The following is a 14,578-nucleotide window of genomic DNA, read 5'->3' on the forward strand; positions in this document are numbered from 1 at the left end:
GGCAGGGCGTTTTGCGCAGGTCAAGGAGGAGGCCGCGCAGTGGCCGGGGGACACGGAGCAAAACGCCCTGCCACCCAAACGTATTCAGAGGTACTCGATGTTTGAAAAAATCCTGATCGCCAACCGCGGCGAGATCGCCTGCCGCGTGATCCGCACGGCGCGCAACCTCGGCTACCGGACCGTGGCCGTCTTCAGCGACGCCGACCGCGCCGCACCCCATGTCGCGCTGGCCGACGAATCCGTGTGGATCGGCGCCTCCGCCGCCGCGGACTCCTACCTGCGCATCGACACCCTGCTGGAGGCCGCCCGCAAGACCGGCGCCGACGCCATTCACCCCGGCTACGGCTTCCTGAGTGAAAACGCGGCCTTTGCCCAGGCCTGCGTGGACGCGGGCCTGGTCTTCGTCGGCCCACCGCCTTCGGCCATCGAAGCGATGGGTGACAAGGCCCTGGCCAAGCGCCGCATGATCGCGGCAGGCGTGCCCTGCGCGCCGGGCTATCTGGGCGAGGACCAGGACGACGCACGCCTGACGGCCGAGGCCCTGAAGCTGGGCTTCCCGCTGCTGGTCAAAGCCGTGGCCGGCGGTGGCGGACGCGGCATGCGCCTGGTGCGCGAGCCCGGCGAGATTGCCCAGGCCATTGCCGGTGCGCGCCGCGAGGCCCAAAGCGCCTTTGGCGATGGTACCCTGATGCTGGAGCGGCTGATCGACAACGGCCGCCATATCGAGATCCAGGTCTTTGCCGACGCCCACGGCCACGCGGTCCATCTGGGCGAACGTGACTGCACGGCCCAGCGCCGCCGGCAGAAGGTCATCGAGGAATCCCCTTCGCCCGTCGTCAACCCGGCGATGCGCGAGGCCATGGGCCGCGATGCCGTGGCCGCGGCGCTGGCCGTGGGTTACCGCGGCGCGGGCACGGTCGAATTCATCGTCGATGCCGATCTCAGGCACTATTTCCTGGAAATGAACACACGTCTGCAGGTTGAGCATCCGGTGACCGAAATGGTGACCGGCCTCGACCTGGTGGAATGGCAGTTGCGCGTGGCCGCCGGGCAGACTTTGCCGCTGGCGCAGGCCGAGGTCCGGCTCAGCGGCCATGCGATCGAGGCCCGGCTGTATGCCGAGGATCCGTATGCCGGCTTTGCGCCCCAGACCGGCACAGTGCGGCGATGGCGTCCGCAGCATGCGCGACACGCCGGTGTGCGCATCGACGCCGGCATCGAGGAAGGCAGCGAGGTGTCGCCCTGGTACGACCCCATGGTGGCCAAGGTGATCGCCCACGGCCGTGACCGCGACGACGCCATCCGGCGCCTGCGCGCAGCCCTGCAGAACACGCCCCTGCTGGGTCTGCGCAACAACGGCCGTTTCCTGGCCGATCTCGTGGACCACCCGGCCTTTCGCAACGCGGCGATGACCACCACACTCATCGATCAGTGGCAGGAAGCCGGCGAGCCTCTGTTGCAACGGCCGGTGCCCGGTGACGATCTCTGGTGCCTGGCGGCAGCGACTTTTGCGCTGCAGGACGGCCCAGGCTGGCGCGCCAACAGCGTGGCCGCCTACGGCATACCGTTGCAGTGTGAAGACAGCAGCCACACCTTGCGCGTCCAGCCCGACCGTACCGGCCTGGTGAGGGTCGAGCTGGGCACTCAGCGCCACGAGGTCCGCATCTTCGGATTCGATGACGGAGCGCTGCGCTATGAGATGGACGGCGTGCGGCGTCAGGCGCTGGCCTGCATTCACGAGTCGGAGTTGCACCTCGCGGTGGCGGGTAGCGTGCACGTGTTCCGCGAAGTCTCCGCATTCCCGAACCGCGATGCGGCCCAGGACGCCACCCGCGCAAGGGCACCCGTCGCGGGAAAGGTGACCCAGGTCCAGGTGGCCGTGGGCGACGCGGTGGCACTGGGCCAGGCGCTGGTCTGCGTGGAGGCCATGAAGATGGAGATGTGGCTGTCGGCGCAGGCCGCCGGACGGGTCACCGTCGTGCATGCCCAGGCCGGCGACCAGGTCGAATCAGGCGCCCTGCTGGTCGAGATCGAACTTGAAAACAACCCGGAGACATGATGGAAAAAGCAATCCTGACCTGCGCGCTCACGGGCGTGCTGACCAACCCCAAGCAGCACCCGGTGCCGGTGACGCCCGCCCAGATGGCGGCCGAGGCGCGCGACGCGTTCAACGCGGGCGCGTCGATCATGCATGTGCACCTGCGCATGCAGGAGGAAGGCTTCGGCCACATGCCCTCCTGGGACCCGGACGTGGCCGAGACCATCGTGAACGCGATCCGAGAGGCTTGCCCCGGCGTGATCATCAACCTGACCACCGGTGTAGTGGGCAAAGACATCTCGGGCCCGCTGGCCTGCATCCGCCGTGTCAAGCCCGAAATCGCCGCCTGCAATGCCGGCAGCCTGAACTATCTGAAGATCAAGGAAGACGGCAACTGGGCCTGGCCGCCCATGGTGTTCGACAACCCGGTGTCCAAGGTCCAGCAGTTCCTGGATGTGATGGGCGAATGCGGCACCCATCCCGAGTTCGAGTGCTTCGATGTCGGCATCGTGCGCTGCGTGACGATGTACCTCAAGAACGGCATGCTAAAGCCCGAGATGGGCACGCCCGAATACAACCTGGTCATGGGCGTGGCCTCTGGCATGCCCTGCGACGCGGAACTGCTGCAGTTGCTGCCGCAATGGATGGCACCCGGCAGCGTCTGGCAGACCACGCTCATCGGCCGCGCGGAGATCTGGCCGGTGCACCAGAAGACCGCCGAGCTCGGCGGCATGCTGCGCACGGGCCTGGAAGACACCTTCTACCTGCCTGACGGGTCGCGGGCATCCGGCAACGGGGTGCTGATCGATTCGCTCGCCACTTGCGCCCGCCACGCGGGGCGCACCATTGCCAGCCCCGACGAAGCCCGCGCCCTGCTGGGGCTCGCCAAGCCATGAGCAGCGCCGACGAGGCCAGCCCGACGCAGGGCCGCATGCGCTACCGATCGGTCTTCGCTCCCGGACTGTTCGAAGGCCAGGTGGTCTTGGTCACGGGCGGCGGCTCAGGCATCGGCCGCTGCACAGCCCACGAACTGGCGTCGCTGGGTGCGCACGTCGTGCTGGTGGGACGCAAGCTCGACAAACTTCAGGCTGTGGCGGCGGAAATCGCCGAGGACGGCGGCAACGCCAGCACGCACGTCTGCGACATCCGGCAGGAAGACGCCGTGCGCGCCATGGTGGCGGCTGTCCTGGCTGCGCAGGGTCACATCGACGCGCTGGTCAACAACGCTGGCGGTCAGTTCATGACGCCGCTGGAAGCCATCAGCGCCAAGGGCTGGGAGGCCGTGGTCAACACCAACCTCACCGGCGGCTTCCTCGTGGCGCGGGAGTGCTTCACCCAATGCATGGCCCGCCGCGGCGGCGCCATCGTCAACATCGTGGCCGACATGTGGGGCTCAATGCCGGGCATGGGTCACAGTGGCGCGGCCCGCGCGGGCATGGTCAGCTTCACCGAGACGGCGGCGGTGGAATGGGGGCCGCGGGGCGTGCGCGTCAACGCGGTGGCGCCGGGCTATGTGGCCTCCAGCGGGATGGACAACTACCCCGAGGCCATGGCCCCGATGATTCGCGAGATGGCCAAAACCCTTCCGATCGGCCGCTTCTCGACCGAGGCCGAGGTTTCCGCCGGCATCGTCTACCTGCTGAGCCCGGCGGCCAGCTTTGTCAACGGCACCACGCTGCGCATCGATGCCGGGCGCCCGCAGGTGCGCCTGGGCTGGCCGATGCGCCCGGCCGACGACAAGATCCGCGAACGCGCCGCCATCCGGCCCTTCGAGGGCTTTCACCGCGCTACGGCGCCCAAGCTGTTTGGCGAACCCAAGAACTGAGAAGAACCGATGTCCGACGCCACGATCACCCGCGAAGACCTCCAGATGCTGGCCGAAACGGCCGAGCGCTTTGCAAAGACCGAGATCGCCCCTCACCTCGAAGCCTGGGAAAAGGCCGGCGAACTGCCCAGGGACCTGCACCGCCGCGCCGCCGAACTGGGCCTTCTGGGCCTGGGCTACCCGGAGGCACTGGGCGGCACCCCCGCCCCATGGTCGCTGCGCAATGTGCTGGCGGCCACGCTGGCGCGCCATGGTGCCAGTGGCGGGCTGATGGCCAGCCTGTTCAGCCACAACATCGGCCTGCCGCCGATCCAGCGCCACGGCAGCGCCGAATTGCAGGCCGAGGTCATCCCCGGCGTGTTGCGCGGCGAGAAGATCGCCGCGCTGGCCATCACCGAGCCCGGCGGCGGCACCGATGTCTCGTCCCTGCGCACCACCGCCGTGCGCGACGGCGACGAGTACGTCGTCAACGGCGAGAAGATCTTCATCACCTCGGGCATGCGCGCCGACTGGATCACCGCCGCCGTGCGCACCGACCCGAAGATGAAGGGCCCGATGGGTGTTTCGATGCTGGTGATTCCGGGCCACGCTGCCGGGGTGTCGCGCAGCCGCCTGGACAAGATGGGCTGGCACTGCTCCGACACCGCGCACCTGCGCTTCGACAACGTTCGGGTGCCGGCCCGCTACCTCGTTGGCGAAGAGGGTCAAGGCTTCAAGATGATCATGACCAACTTCAACGGCGAGCGCCTGTCGATGGCCGCCATGTCGCTGGGTTTTTCGGAACGCTGCTACGACGACGCGCTGGACTGGGCGCGCCAGCGCAAGACCTTCGGCATGGCCATCATCGATCACCAGGTGATCCGCCACAAGTTGATGGACATGAAGATGCGCATCGAGTCCACCCGCGCCTGGCTCGATGCGGTGACCGCGCGCGGCGACAGCGGCGACAAGTCGGCCAAGGGCGCCGAATGGGTCGCGCAGGTCTGCCTGCTCAAAAACCATGCCACCCAGACCATGCAGTTCTGCGCCGACGCCGCGGTGCAGATTCTCGGGGGCATGGGCTTCATGCAGGGCACGGCGGCCGAGCGCATCTACCGCGAGGTCAAGGTGATGATGATCGGTGGCGGCACCGAGGAGATCATGAAAGAGCTGGCGTCGCGCCAACTGGGTCTTTGAAGCATCCCGCTCTGGCGCGCCTGAACCGCTCCGGCCGCCGGAGCGACCGCATCGGGCGGTCGCCCGGCTCATCACCAGGGCGCCGGCGCGGCCAGCCCCTCAGATCCAGACCACCTTCTTGCGCGCCGTGGCCCAGCGCTCGTAGTTCTGTGCGAACAGGTCTTCGATCTTGTTGCGCTTGACCTTCATGGTCGGCGTCAGGATGTCGTTTTCGACCGACCAAGGGTCGGCGGTCACCACCAGGCATTCCATCTGCTCGTGCGGGTCGAGCTGCGCGTTCACTGCTTTCAGGTGCTCGGCGAGCGAGGCTTCCAGCGCGCTGCGCCCCGCGGCGTCGCGCGCCTTGGCCGCCGCCTCCGGGTTGAGCATCAGCAGCGCGAGCGGCTGGCCGAGGTTGGCGCCGGTCACGCAGCAGGCCTCGATCGCGGGATGCGTGGCCAGCTTGTTTTCGATCGGCGCCGGGGCGACGTACTTGCCCTTGCCGGTCTTGAACAGATCCTTGACCCGACCGGTGATCCTCAGGTCGCCCGCGGAGTCGATCGCGCCCTTGTCGCCGGTCTTCAGCCAGCCGTCATCGGTGAAGGTGGCCGCGGTGACCTCGGGGTTCTTGTAGTAGCCGAGCATCACGCACTCGCCCTTGACCTGGATCTCGCCGTTGCCGGGATCGATGCGGCACTGCACGCCCTCGTAGGTGGTGCCCACGGTTCCCGGCCGCGGCTTGCCCAGCACCGTGGAATGCGAGAGACCGCAGTTCTCGGTCATGCCGTAGACCTCGACGATGTCCAGGCCCAGGCTGCGGTACCAGTCGAGCACCGAGGGTGGCATCGGCGCCGCGCCGCCCGCCGCCCAGAAAACCTGGTCGAGGCCCAGGCCGGCGAGCACCTTTTTCTTGACGATGCCGCGCAGGATCGGGATCTTCAGCAGCATCGCCATTTTCTCGGGCGGCATCTTGGCCTGCACCCCCTGCTGGAATTTCACCCACAGCCGCGGCACCGCGAAAAACACTGTCGGGCGGGCGCGCTGGATGTCGGACACAAAGGTCTCCAGGCTCTCGGCGAAGAACACATGCATGCCGGTGGCCAGCAGGCCATGCTCGACGACCATGCGCTCGGCCACATGCGCCAGCGGCAGGAAGCTGAGAACACGCCCGTTCTGGTCCAGCGGCACGCGCTTGAGGCCCGAGGTGATCGACCAGGCAAAGGTGCCGAAGGTCTGCATCACCCCCTTGGGCATGCCAGTGGTGCCCGAGGTGTAGATCAATGTGCACAACTCGTCGGCCGGCCTGACCGGGCTGTCGGCCAGCGGCGCGGTGCCGGCGATGAGCGCGTCCCAGCTCTTCGCGGCGTCCACCTTGGGCGCCAGCGGCAAAGTGATCATGGGCAGTCCCTCGGGGACGCCGGCCTTCATGTCGTTCCACACGTCGAGCTTGCCGACGAACAGCAGTTTCGACTCGCTGTGGTCCAGGATCTGGCGCACGGTGTTGGCGGCCAGCGTCGGGTACAGCGGCACCGAGACATGGCCGGCCATCCAGATCGCCCAGTCGGCCATCATCCAGTGCGCGCTGTTCTTCGCCAGCAGCGCAATGCGCGTGCCTGGCTCCAGGTTCAAGCCCTTCAGGTAAGCGGCCATGCGCCGCACCTCTTCCACCGCCTGCTTCCAGGTCCATTCGCGCACCACGCCGCCGCCCATCGGCTGCGTGAAGACGGTCTTGTCGGGCGTTGTCTGTTCCCATTGGTACAGGCGCTGGAGCGCAAGCGTTTCGGGACGGGCGGAAGAGGCCATGGCAGCGGTTCCTGGTTGGGTTTGAAAGGCGGGATCGGGCAAGGTGCCGACTCTAGCGAGGCTTAGCGCCGGCGAACAGCCGTGGTTACCCCGCCCCTGTCGACCATGCGCGGGCCGACACCGGCGGCGTCGCACCATCATGGGACTCTATTTTTGATAGCGGCCCATGACCGTTCGACGCTGGGAAAGCGCCGAAAATCATCCGAAACGGGTTTCTCTAGCCGAGTTCGAAGCTGGTCACGCCGTACAAACGCTCCAGCGGCAGCTGCGGAGCGATGCCGGTGTACATCCGCGCCGTCTCGAAGCCCTTGGTCATGCGGTGGCGCTGCACCAGATCCAGTGCGGCCGCATGGGGCACGGGAATGTCCAGGAACAGCGGCGCACCCTCGGGGGCCTGGGCCTTCAGGGCGACGAACAGGCGCTCCGCCAGCGCCGGGCTGTCGGCAAACAGCGGCCCGATCTTGAAGCCGCTTCGGCACGGGCGCAGCATGCCGTAGCCGGCCAGGCGCCCGTCCTGAAACAGGCCCAGCGCCGAGGCCCCGGGCTGGTCGATCCAGGCCCGCAGGAAGGTGCGCCGGTCATCCGGAAAGAAGGGCCGGTCATACGCCACCACGGCATCAAAAGGCAGGGTGGGCAGCGGCACGATGGCGTCGTCCGGCGGGCGCGGCCCGCCACCGACTCCCTCGAAGCGCGCGTTGTTCCAGGCCAGCACGAAGCCCGACTTGCGGTAGTTGTCCTGCTGCGCCACCACGCCGTCGAGGCCGACCGTGCGGCCCGCCAGGCGCGCCATCGCGGCGTTCCAGATCTGCAGGCCGTAGCCCTGCCCGCGGCTTTCCGGTCGCACGATGTAGAAGCCGATGAAGCCGAAGCCCTGGCCGTAGCGCACTGCCGAGATCATGGCCACCGGCTGGCCGCCGAGCAGGCCGATCAGGAAGCCCTCTGGATCCGCTGCATGGAAGGCTGCCGCATCGTGCAGGCCGGGATTCCAGCCCTCGGCCGCCGCCCAGTCCAGGGCGAGGTCGAATTCGGGGCGGGTCATGGAACGGATGACATACCGGTCTTGCTGCATGGCGGGCCTCGTGGCGGTTGTTCACATCAGGATGGGAAGGTTCGTGGGGCCAGAGCCCGCGCAGGTGCATGGTAACTGCACCATGCCGCATCAGGCCTCGGGAAAACACCCCGCGCCAGCGGTTAAAGTAGGGCCATCAGGGCGTGACACCTGCAGCCCTGGATCAACCCGAGGAGTCCCATGTTTCCTGAATACCGCGACCTGATCACCCAACTGAAAACCACCGACGCGCACTTCGCCCGCCTGTTCGACAAGCACAACGCCCTCGACCAGAAGATCCGCAACATGGAAACCCACGTCGAACACGGCACCCACGAAGAGATCGAGACCCTCAAGAAGGAAAAGCTCCTGCTGAAGGACCAGTGCTATGTCGCACTGAAGAAGGCCTCCGCAGCCTGAACACCCGGCCGCAACAGGCCATGCCCGCCTCCTGAGTGGGTGCGATGGCGCACGGATCGCCGGTTCGCGCCAGTTCAGAATGGGGCATGACCCCGTACCGCACCCTCCCCCTCTGGCCGGCCACCTTGCTGGCGGTCATCGTTCTGACCCTCTCGGCCTGCGGCGGCGGCGACAGCCCGTCGACGCCGGTGCCCATTGTCCCCGGTGTGGCAAATGCCGGCCAGCTGAAAGACGCCACGCCGGTCAACACCGTCACACTGGCCGACCTCACTGCGGCCGTCGGCGCCGCGGGCTCCAAGCTGCCGGGCGCGGTGCCCCGCTACGCCGTCACCTCCTGGCGCCTGACCTACGTGACCTCGGACGGCTTCGGCCGCGAGGTCATCGCCTCCGGCTTGGTCAGCGTGCCGGTCAAGCCCGATGGCGCGCGCAGCCCGGTGCTCAGCTACCAGCACGCCACGATCTACAAGGATGCGCAAGCGCCGTCGAACCAGGTCGCCGCCACCGAGCCGCCCGTCGTGCTGGCCTCGTTGGGCTATATCGTGGTGGCCGCCGACTACGTGGGCTATGGCGCCTCCCGTGGGTCGCAGCACCCCTACCTGCTGGCCACGCCGTCGGCCGCCGCCGTGATGGACCTGCTGACCGCAGCGCGCACGTGGCGCCAGACCCGCAGCCTCATTGACAACGGCCAGCTGTTCCTGCTGGGCTACTCCGAAGGCGGCTACACCACGGTGGCTGCCCACCGCGCCCTGCAGACCTCGGCCAGCCCGCACCTGGCGCAGCTGGTCGCCTCGATTCCCGGTGCCGGGCCGTACCACGTGGGTGTCACGCTGGACGCCCAGCTGCAACGGGTGCGCGACGAAAACGCGGCCCTCGCGGCCCTCGTCAGCCCGGGCCGGCTCAGCGGGCAAAGCACACAGGTGCGCAACGAAGTGCGCCGCCTGATCCTGCGGCTGGTGATTCCGGATGATGCGGACGTCACCTTCCAGTCCACCTTCCTGGACAACTTCCTGGCCGACGATGCCGCCGCCATCGATCGCGACAGCAACGTGCACGACTGGAAACCGGCAGCGCCGATCCGCCTGTTCCATGGCCGCGACGACCAGACCGTGCCTTACCTCGCCTCCTCCCGCACGCTGCAGGCGATGCAGGCGCGCGGCGCCGGCGGCACGGTGACGCTGACGGACTGCAGCGCCACGCCCGCCAGCCACACGGGCTGCGTGGTGCCGTATTTCAACCACGTTCTGGGCCAGCTGGCGCCGCTGGTACGCGATCTGTAGGGCTTCTTTGCCATGTGGCACGGGGCGGAGACTCTCGGGTTTTCGCCAATGCCGGATGTCGGGCCAATGCACGACTGTCCCTGAATACCGCCCCGGAATTGGCACAATAGGGCATGCGATCATGGTTCGATCCCTTCCGTTGGCGCGCGGCGACCCTGGCCGTGTCGGTCGTCCTTCTCCTGCAGGGTTGCGGTGCGGGTGATTCGTCCCCAGCAGAACCGAGCCCTCTCCAGGCGGCGATCGCGCCATCATCAAACACCACGACCACCTCCACCGCCGATTCAACGTCCCGGCGCTTGCTGGAAAAACCCCTTGCCGCTGACAGGGTCATCAGCGGACCGGGCGAACTCGTTTCGGCCACCCTGATCAACACCGTTGCCGCAGCCGACATCACCGCGGCGGTTCAAGGGCATGACAAGATGCCATCCGCCCTCCCGGTCTATGCCGTCACCTCGTACCGCCTGACCTACGTGACCCAGGACGGCTACGGCAACGACATCGTCGCGTCGGGGCTGGTCAGCGTTCCGGTCAAGGAACCGGGCTCCCCAAGTCCGGTGCTCAGCTACCAGCACGCGACCATCTTCAAGGATGCGCAGGCGCCCAGCAACAACGTGGTAGCGGCCGAACCCACGGTGATTCTCGCGTCGCTCGGCTTCATCGTTCTGGCGGCCGACTATGTCGGCTTCGGCGCCTCGAAGGCGGGACAGCACCCGTACCTCCTGTCGGCGCCGACCGCTGCGGCCGTGACCGACCTCCTGACAGCCGCCAGGACCTGGCGCCACAACGCCAGTGTCATCGATAACGGACAGCTCTTCCTGGTCGGCTATTCAGAAGGCGGGTACGCGACGATGGCAGCGCATCGCGCGCTTCAGGCCACCAACAGTTCGCACTTGCGGCAATTGGTCAGTTCGATCCCCGGGGCCGGGCCTTACCACGTGGGCGTGACCCTGGACATGCAACTCCAGCGCGTGCGCGATGAAAACGTGCTGATTGCAGGACTGATCAGCCCGGGGTTCTTGCGCTACCTGGGCTCCACGATTCGAAACGAAGTGCGGCGGCTGATCATGCGACTGGTGATCCCCGACGATGCCGACGTGACTTTCCAGTCCACCTTCCTGGACAACTTCTTGGCCGACAACGACGCCGCCATCGAGCGCGACAGCAATGTGCACGACTGGAAACCCGAGGCGCCGGTGCGGATGTTCCATGGCCGCGACGACCAGACCGTGCCCTACGTCGCCTCCACCCGCACCCTGCAGGCGATGCAGGCGCGCGGCGCTGGCAACACCGTGACGCTGACCGACTGCGTCGCCACCCCTGCCAGCCACCTCGGCTGCGTGGCGCCCTATTTCAGCCATGCGCTGGCGCAGATGGCGCCATGGGTGCGGGATCTGTGAGCGCCGGAACGGTCCTGAATGGATAGCGGCTTGCGGCCGTCCGGCGCTCAGATCGCGGCGGTTTGACGCCGAAAATCGGCCTTGATCGGCCCTGAGCCCTCTGTGCGCCACCCGGGTGGCGCACAGAGGGCTCAGGGCGGCGCCAGCCGCAGCAGCCGGCCCTTGGCGTTGTCGGTGAGCACGTAGAGCCAGCCATCCGGTCCCTGTCGCACGTCCCGGATGCGCTCGCCCAGGCCCGTCAGCAGGCGCTCCTCGCCTACCACCTGGCCGCCGGCCAGTTCGACCCGGTTCAGGAACTGGAACTTCAGCGAGCCGACGAACAGGCTGCCCCTCCAGGCCGGCCCGTAGCGGTCACTGGTCAGAAAGGCCATGCCCGAGGGCGCGATCGACGGGGTCCAGTGGTGCAGCGGCGGCTCCATGCCCGCTTTGGCCGTGATGCCTGCACCGATCGGGCCGCCGCCGTACTGCTCGCCAAAGGTGATGACCGGCCAGCCGTAGTTGCGCCCGGGCTGCGGCAGGTTGATCTCGTCGCCGCCCTGCGGGCCGTGTTCGTGCATCCAAAGCCGCCCGTCCGGGCCCAGCGTGGCGCCCTGGGGATTACGGTGGCCGTAGCTCCAGATCTCGGGCAGCGCGCCGGGCCGGCCGACAAAGGGGTTGTCCTTCGGCACACTGCCGTCCTTGCCGATACGCACGATCTTGCCGTGGTGGTTGTCCAGCGTCTGCGCGTCCTGCATGCGCTGAAAACGCTCGCCCAGCGTCAGGAACAGCGTGCCGTCGGGGCGGCCGTCCTTCATGCCCTCGACGATGCGGCAGCCGAAATGCAGGCTGCTGGCCACCTTGGGGCGCTGGCTGAAGATCACCCGCACATCCTCCAGCCGGGTGCGGTCCTCGGACAGGCGCGCACGGGCCAGTGCGGTGCTGTTGCCCGCCGCACCGACCGGCGCGGGCTCGGAAAAACAAAAGTACAGCGTCCGGTTGCTGGCAAAGCCGCGATCCAGCACCACATCCAGCAGGCCACCCTGCCCGCCCGCGGCCAACGCCGGCAGGCCGGCCACCGGCGGGTTCAGGCGGCCGTTAGCCTCAACCACCCGCAAGCGACCGGGCCGCTCCGTCACCAGGAAGCGGCCCTCCGGCAGGAAGGCCACCGCCCACGGGTTCTCCAGCCCCTGCGCCACCGGGATGGCCCGCACCGGGCCCGCAGCCGGTTGCGCCCAAACGGCCGGTGCAGCGGTTTGCAACAGCACAGACGCTATCAATAAGATTGCTGAAACGGACCATTTGACGCTGGGATGTGGCACTTATTTCTCCAAATCCAGTGATTGCGGCGCCCCTCGGCCTCGCAGCAGGGCTCAACCCGCCGCTAGAGCCTGATTTCGAACCAGGCCTCGTCCAGGTAGCGGTGCGGGCCGAAGGCGGCGGTGATGGCGGCGGATTCGGCCGCCTGCCACAGCTCCAGCACGTCGCGCTCGGGGTCGGTCAGCGCGCTGACGTCCGGGCTGTCGCCGTGGCGCGCGACGATGCCCAGCCAGGCGCGGTAGGTCGGCAGCACCAGGCTGGCGTCGCCCAGGGCGTCATCCAGCACGCGGCGGTAGCGTTGCTCGGCCGCGCGCCGGTCGGCCTCGCTGGCGTCCTCGGCGCCGACCAGGGTCAGGGTGTAGCTCATGGCGCCATTGTGGCCCGGGACACGAAACGGCGCGAGCGCCACTGGGCGGGCTGCCACGGCTCAGGCCGTTCAGGCCGCGCCGGCGCGCAGCGCGGCCCTGAGGCCGATGCCGATCTCCGGGCGCTCGGCAAACGGGTCGGGCGGGTTGTGCTGCCCGACGATCGCGTTCATGCGGTCGCTCACATTGCCCAGCGCCTTGGGATGGCTGTAGATGTAGAACTGGTCGGCGGCGATGGCGTCGAACACCTTTTGCGCGACCTGCGCCGCCGTGACCTTGCCGGAGCCCACCGCCTTGTCACTCATGGCCTGGCCGATGAGCTGGCTTTGCGTGGGTGTCTGATCCGCCAGGTCGGCCGGGCGGTTGCGGTGGCTCTGGCTGATGCCGGTGGGCACGAAGTAGGGGCACAGCACGCTGGCGCTGACCTGGTCGCTGACCAGTTTCAGGTCCTGGTACAGCGTCTCGGTCAGGCTGACGACCGCATGCTTGCTGACGTTGTAGATGCCCATGTTGGGTGGCGTCAGCAGGCCGGCCATGCTGGCGGTGTTGACGATGTGGCCCTCGTAGTTGGGGTCAGCCCCTGCGGCTTCGAGCATCATCGGTGTGAACAGGCGCACGCCATGGATCACGCCCCACAGGTTGACGCCCAGCACCCATTCCCAGTCGCGGATCGAGTTCTCCCACACCAGACCGCCCGCGCCGACGCCGGCGTTGTTGAAGACGAAATGGGGTGCACCGAATTGCGAACGCGTCGCCACGGCCAAGGCCTCCATCTGCTCGGCGCTGGATACATCGACCTTGCGGGCCAACACCTGCGCGCCGGCAGCGCGCATTTCGGCCGCGGCCGCGTCGAGCGCGTCCTGCTGCACGTCGACGAGCACCAGGTTCATGCCCAGCCGGGCGCCAACGCGCGCGCACTCCAGGCCGAAGCCCGAACCAGCGCCGGTGAGAACGGCCGTCTTGCCTTTGAAATCGGAAATCATGGATTTGCTTTCTTGAGGATGTAGCCCACGCGGGGAAAGTGAACGTGCACGGTGCCGGCGCGTTCGTCGGTCCGCCGCAAGGTGTAGTGCATGCGCGTGGCAGCGATCAACTCGCCCTCCGTGGGTTCGGGGCCGAAGCTCTCGGAGGTGATGCTGACCGGGGTGCCCAGCGCAAGGCCGTGCTCGTCCATGAACGGTTCTATTTCGGCGATGGTCGGCGTGGAACGGGCGCAGAGTGCGATGGATTCGGCAGCGCTGAACTTCTCCATCGTGCCGTGCCCGATCGCGGCCATGCGGTCCATCCAGGCCAGCACCGCCGGCGCGGCGTCCAGGATGCCGGCCATCGCGCTGGTCTGTGTGCGGGTGAACCACAGCGGGTGGTACGCGGAAAAGTCGGCAACGCTGGGCGCGGCCCCCAGCAGGAAGGACTGTCCTTCCAGCATGTCGGACAGGCGCCGCAGGTAGCTGCGGTAGGCTGTAGCCGCATCGGGCGCAGGCAGGCGCGCCATGCCCACGCGCATCTTGGCTCGGTCGTCTCCAAACACCTTGGCCTTCAGCCCCCACTGCTCCACCGGGGCGTCCGGTGAGCCCCCGAACATCTGCGCCGCCCCTTTGGGGGAAAAGTTCCAGGCCATCGCGGCCCAGAACAGCTTCTCGTCGGCCCACTGCGCCATGATGCGTGCGAGGCCCTTCTGGTCTTTCGGATAGAGCGTGGGCGTGGGCTGTCGGTGTTCCAGCACATCGCAGATCAGCGCGCTGTCGCAATAGATGTCGGCGCCGATCTGCAGGAACGGCGTCTTGCGGTAACCGCCGGTGAGCGCCACCACATCGGGCTTGGGCATGATCTGCGGAATGATCACCGACTTCCACGCGAGCTGTTTGTAGCCCAGGATCAGCCGAATCTTTTCGGAGAACGGCGACGAGGGGTAGTGATGCAGGATGAGATCGCTCATGGGCATTCTCCAGGCGTC

13 protein-coding genes are annotated in these 14,578 nt (G+C 67.6%); 7 read left to right on the top strand and 6 right to left on the bottom strand.

Annotated features, from left to right (window positions below):
• The first annotated feature begins 97 nt into the window (after nucleotides 1-97).
• From ACMUOY_RS10215 to ACMUOY_RS10230, 4 genes are read left to right on the top strand one after another with little or no spacing between them, the layout of a single operon-like run.
• The gene (locus tag ACMUOY_RS10215; protein ID WP_413892614.1) at nucleotides 98-2,059 is read left to right on the top strand and encodes an acetyl/propionyl/methylcrotonyl-CoA carboxylase subunit alpha; all 1,962 of its coding nucleotides are present in this window, start codon (nucleotides 98-100) and stop codon (nucleotides 2,057-2,059) included.
• Complete coding sequence (locus tag ACMUOY_RS10220) at nucleotides 2,056-2,934, top strand: 3-keto-5-aminohexanoate cleavage protein (protein ID WP_413892615.1); 879 nt, start codon at nucleotides 2,056-2,058, stop codon at nucleotides 2,932-2,934. Before ACMUOY_RS10215 ends, ACMUOY_RS10220 begins: the two co-directional genes overlap by 4 nt.
• Nucleotides 2,931-3,863, top strand: coding sequence for an SDR family oxidoreductase (locus ACMUOY_RS10225; RefSeq protein WP_413892616.1), 933 nt, complete (start codon nucleotides 2,931-2,933; stop codon nucleotides 3,861-3,863). Before ACMUOY_RS10220 ends, ACMUOY_RS10225 begins: the two co-directional genes overlap by 4 nt.
• Before the next feature lie 9 nt (nucleotides 3,864-3,872).
• Nucleotides 3,873-5,039, top strand: coding sequence for an acyl-CoA dehydrogenase family protein (locus ACMUOY_RS10230; protein WP_413892617.1), 1,167 nt, complete (start codon nucleotides 3,873-3,875; stop codon nucleotides 5,037-5,039).
• A gap of 99 nt (nucleotides 5,040-5,138) precedes the next feature.
• Here ACMUOY_RS10230 and ACMUOY_RS10235 read toward each other — a convergent pair whose 3' ends face one another.
• Both ACMUOY_RS10235 and ACMUOY_RS10240 read right to left on the bottom strand, forming a co-directional pair.
• Nucleotides 5,139-6,821, bottom strand: a complete 1,683-nt coding sequence (locus tag ACMUOY_RS10235; protein WP_413892618.1) for an AMP-binding protein — start codon at nucleotides 6,819-6,821, stop codon at nucleotides 5,139-5,141.
• Nucleotides 6,822-7,038: 217 nt separating this feature from the next.
• Nucleotides 7,039-7,890 carry a GNAT family N-acetyltransferase gene (locus tag ACMUOY_RS10240; protein WP_413892619.1) on the bottom strand — a complete coding sequence of 284 codons (852 nt, stop codon included), beginning with the start codon at nucleotides 7,888-7,890 and terminating at the stop codon, nucleotides 7,039-7,041.
• Nucleotides 7,891-8,070: 180 nt separating this feature from the next.
• On the opposite strand from ACMUOY_RS10240, the gene ACMUOY_RS10245 reads away from it, so the two are divergent.
• The 3 genes from ACMUOY_RS10245 to ACMUOY_RS10255 all read left to right on the top strand — a co-directional run bounded on the left by ACMUOY_RS10245 (nucleotide 8,071) and on the right by ACMUOY_RS10255 (nucleotide 10,963).
• Nucleotides 8,071-8,289, top strand: coding sequence for a YdcH family protein (locus ACMUOY_RS10245; protein ID WP_413892620.1), 219 nt, complete (start codon nucleotides 8,071-8,073; stop codon nucleotides 8,287-8,289).
• A gap of 86 nt (nucleotides 8,290-8,375) precedes the next feature.
• Nucleotides 8,376-9,566, top strand: coding sequence for an alpha/beta hydrolase (locus ACMUOY_RS10250; protein ID WP_413892621.1), 1,191 nt, complete (start codon nucleotides 8,376-8,378; stop codon nucleotides 9,564-9,566).
• Nucleotides 9,567-9,985: 419 nt separating this feature from the next.
• A complete protein-coding gene (locus ACMUOY_RS10255; protein ID WP_413892622.1) occupies nucleotides 9,986-10,963 on the top strand; it encodes an alpha/beta hydrolase family protein in 978 nt (325 codons plus the stop codon).
• Between the two features lie 131 nt (nucleotides 10,964-11,094).
• Here ACMUOY_RS10255 and ACMUOY_RS10260 read toward each other — a convergent pair whose 3' ends face one another.
• The 4 genes from ACMUOY_RS10260 to ACMUOY_RS10275 form a co-directional block, all read right to left on the bottom strand.
• A complete protein-coding gene (locus ACMUOY_RS10260; protein WP_413892623.1) occupies nucleotides 11,095-12,207 on the bottom strand; it encodes a PQQ-dependent sugar dehydrogenase in 1,113 nt (370 codons plus the stop codon).
• Between the two features lie 116 nt (nucleotides 12,208-12,323).
• The gene (locus ACMUOY_RS10265) at nucleotides 12,324-12,626 is read right to left on the bottom strand and encodes a hypothetical protein (protein WP_413892624.1); all 303 of its coding nucleotides are present in this window, start codon (nucleotides 12,624-12,626) and stop codon (nucleotides 12,324-12,326) included.
• A gap of 69 nt (nucleotides 12,627-12,695) precedes the next feature.
• On the bottom strand, nucleotides 12,696-13,607 hold the full coding sequence (locus ACMUOY_RS10270) for an SDR family oxidoreductase (protein WP_413892625.1): 912 nt from the start codon (nucleotides 13,605-13,607) through the stop codon (nucleotides 12,696-12,698).
• Nucleotides 13,604-14,560 carry a glutathione S-transferase family protein gene (locus ACMUOY_RS10275; protein WP_413892626.1) on the bottom strand — a complete coding sequence of 319 codons (957 nt, stop codon included), beginning with the start codon at nucleotides 14,558-14,560 and terminating at the stop codon, nucleotides 13,604-13,606. The genes ACMUOY_RS10270 and ACMUOY_RS10275 overlap by 4 nt, the downstream gene beginning before the upstream one ends.
• Nucleotides 14,561-14,578: the final 18 nt, after the last annotated feature.

This window comes from Candidatus Skiveiella danica (assembly GCF_022705245.1).
GTDB lineage: Bacteria > Pseudomonadota > Gammaproteobacteria > Burkholderiales > Burkholderiaceae_C > Skiveiella > Skiveiella danica.

Excerpts from the sequence above, each read along its gene's own strand:
- ACMUOY_RS10240 (WP_413892619.1), bottom strand. The coding sequence starts at position 7,890 with ATGCAGCAAGACCGGTATGTCATCCGTTCCATGACCCGCCCCGAATTC.
- ACMUOY_RS10215 (WP_413892614.1), top strand. The coding sequence starts at position 98 with ATGTTTGAAAAAATCCTGATCGCCAACCGCGGCGAGATCGCCTGCCGC.
- ACMUOY_RS10220 (WP_413892615.1), top strand. The coding sequence starts at position 2,056 with ATGATGGAAAAAGCAATCCTGACCTGCGCGCTCACGGGCGTGCTGACC.
- ACMUOY_RS10255 (WP_413892622.1), top strand. The coding sequence starts at position 9,986 with ATGCCATCCGCCCTCCCGGTCTATGCCGTCACCTCGTACCGCCTGACC.
- ACMUOY_RS10250 (WP_413892621.1), top strand. The coding sequence starts at position 8,376 with ATGACCCCGTACCGCACCCTCCCCCTCTGGCCGGCCACCTTGCTGGCG.
- ACMUOY_RS10230 (WP_413892617.1), top strand. The coding sequence starts at position 3,873 with ATGTCCGACGCCACGATCACCCGCGAAGACCTCCAGATGCTGGCCGAA.
- ACMUOY_RS10245 (WP_413892620.1), top strand. The coding sequence starts at position 8,071 with ATGTTTCCTGAATACCGCGACCTGATCACCCAACTGAAAACCACCGAC.
- ACMUOY_RS10275 (WP_413892626.1), bottom strand. The coding sequence starts at position 14,560 with ATGAGCGATCTCATCCTGCATCACTACCCCTCGTCGCCGTTCTCCGAA.
- ACMUOY_RS10225 (WP_413892616.1), top strand. The coding sequence starts at position 2,931 with ATGAGCAGCGCCGACGAGGCCAGCCCGACGCAGGGCCGCATGCGCTAC.
- ACMUOY_RS10265 (WP_413892624.1), bottom strand. The coding sequence starts at position 12,626 with ATGAGCTACACCCTGACCCTGGTCGGCGCCGAGGACGCCAGCGAGGCC.
- ACMUOY_RS10270 (WP_413892625.1), bottom strand. The coding sequence starts at position 13,607 with ATGATTTCCGATTTCAAAGGCAAGACGGCCGTTCTCACCGGCGCTGGT.
- ACMUOY_RS10235 (WP_413892618.1), bottom strand. The coding sequence starts at position 6,821 with ATGGCCTCTTCCGCCCGTCCCGAAACGCTTGCGCTCCAGCGCCTGTAC.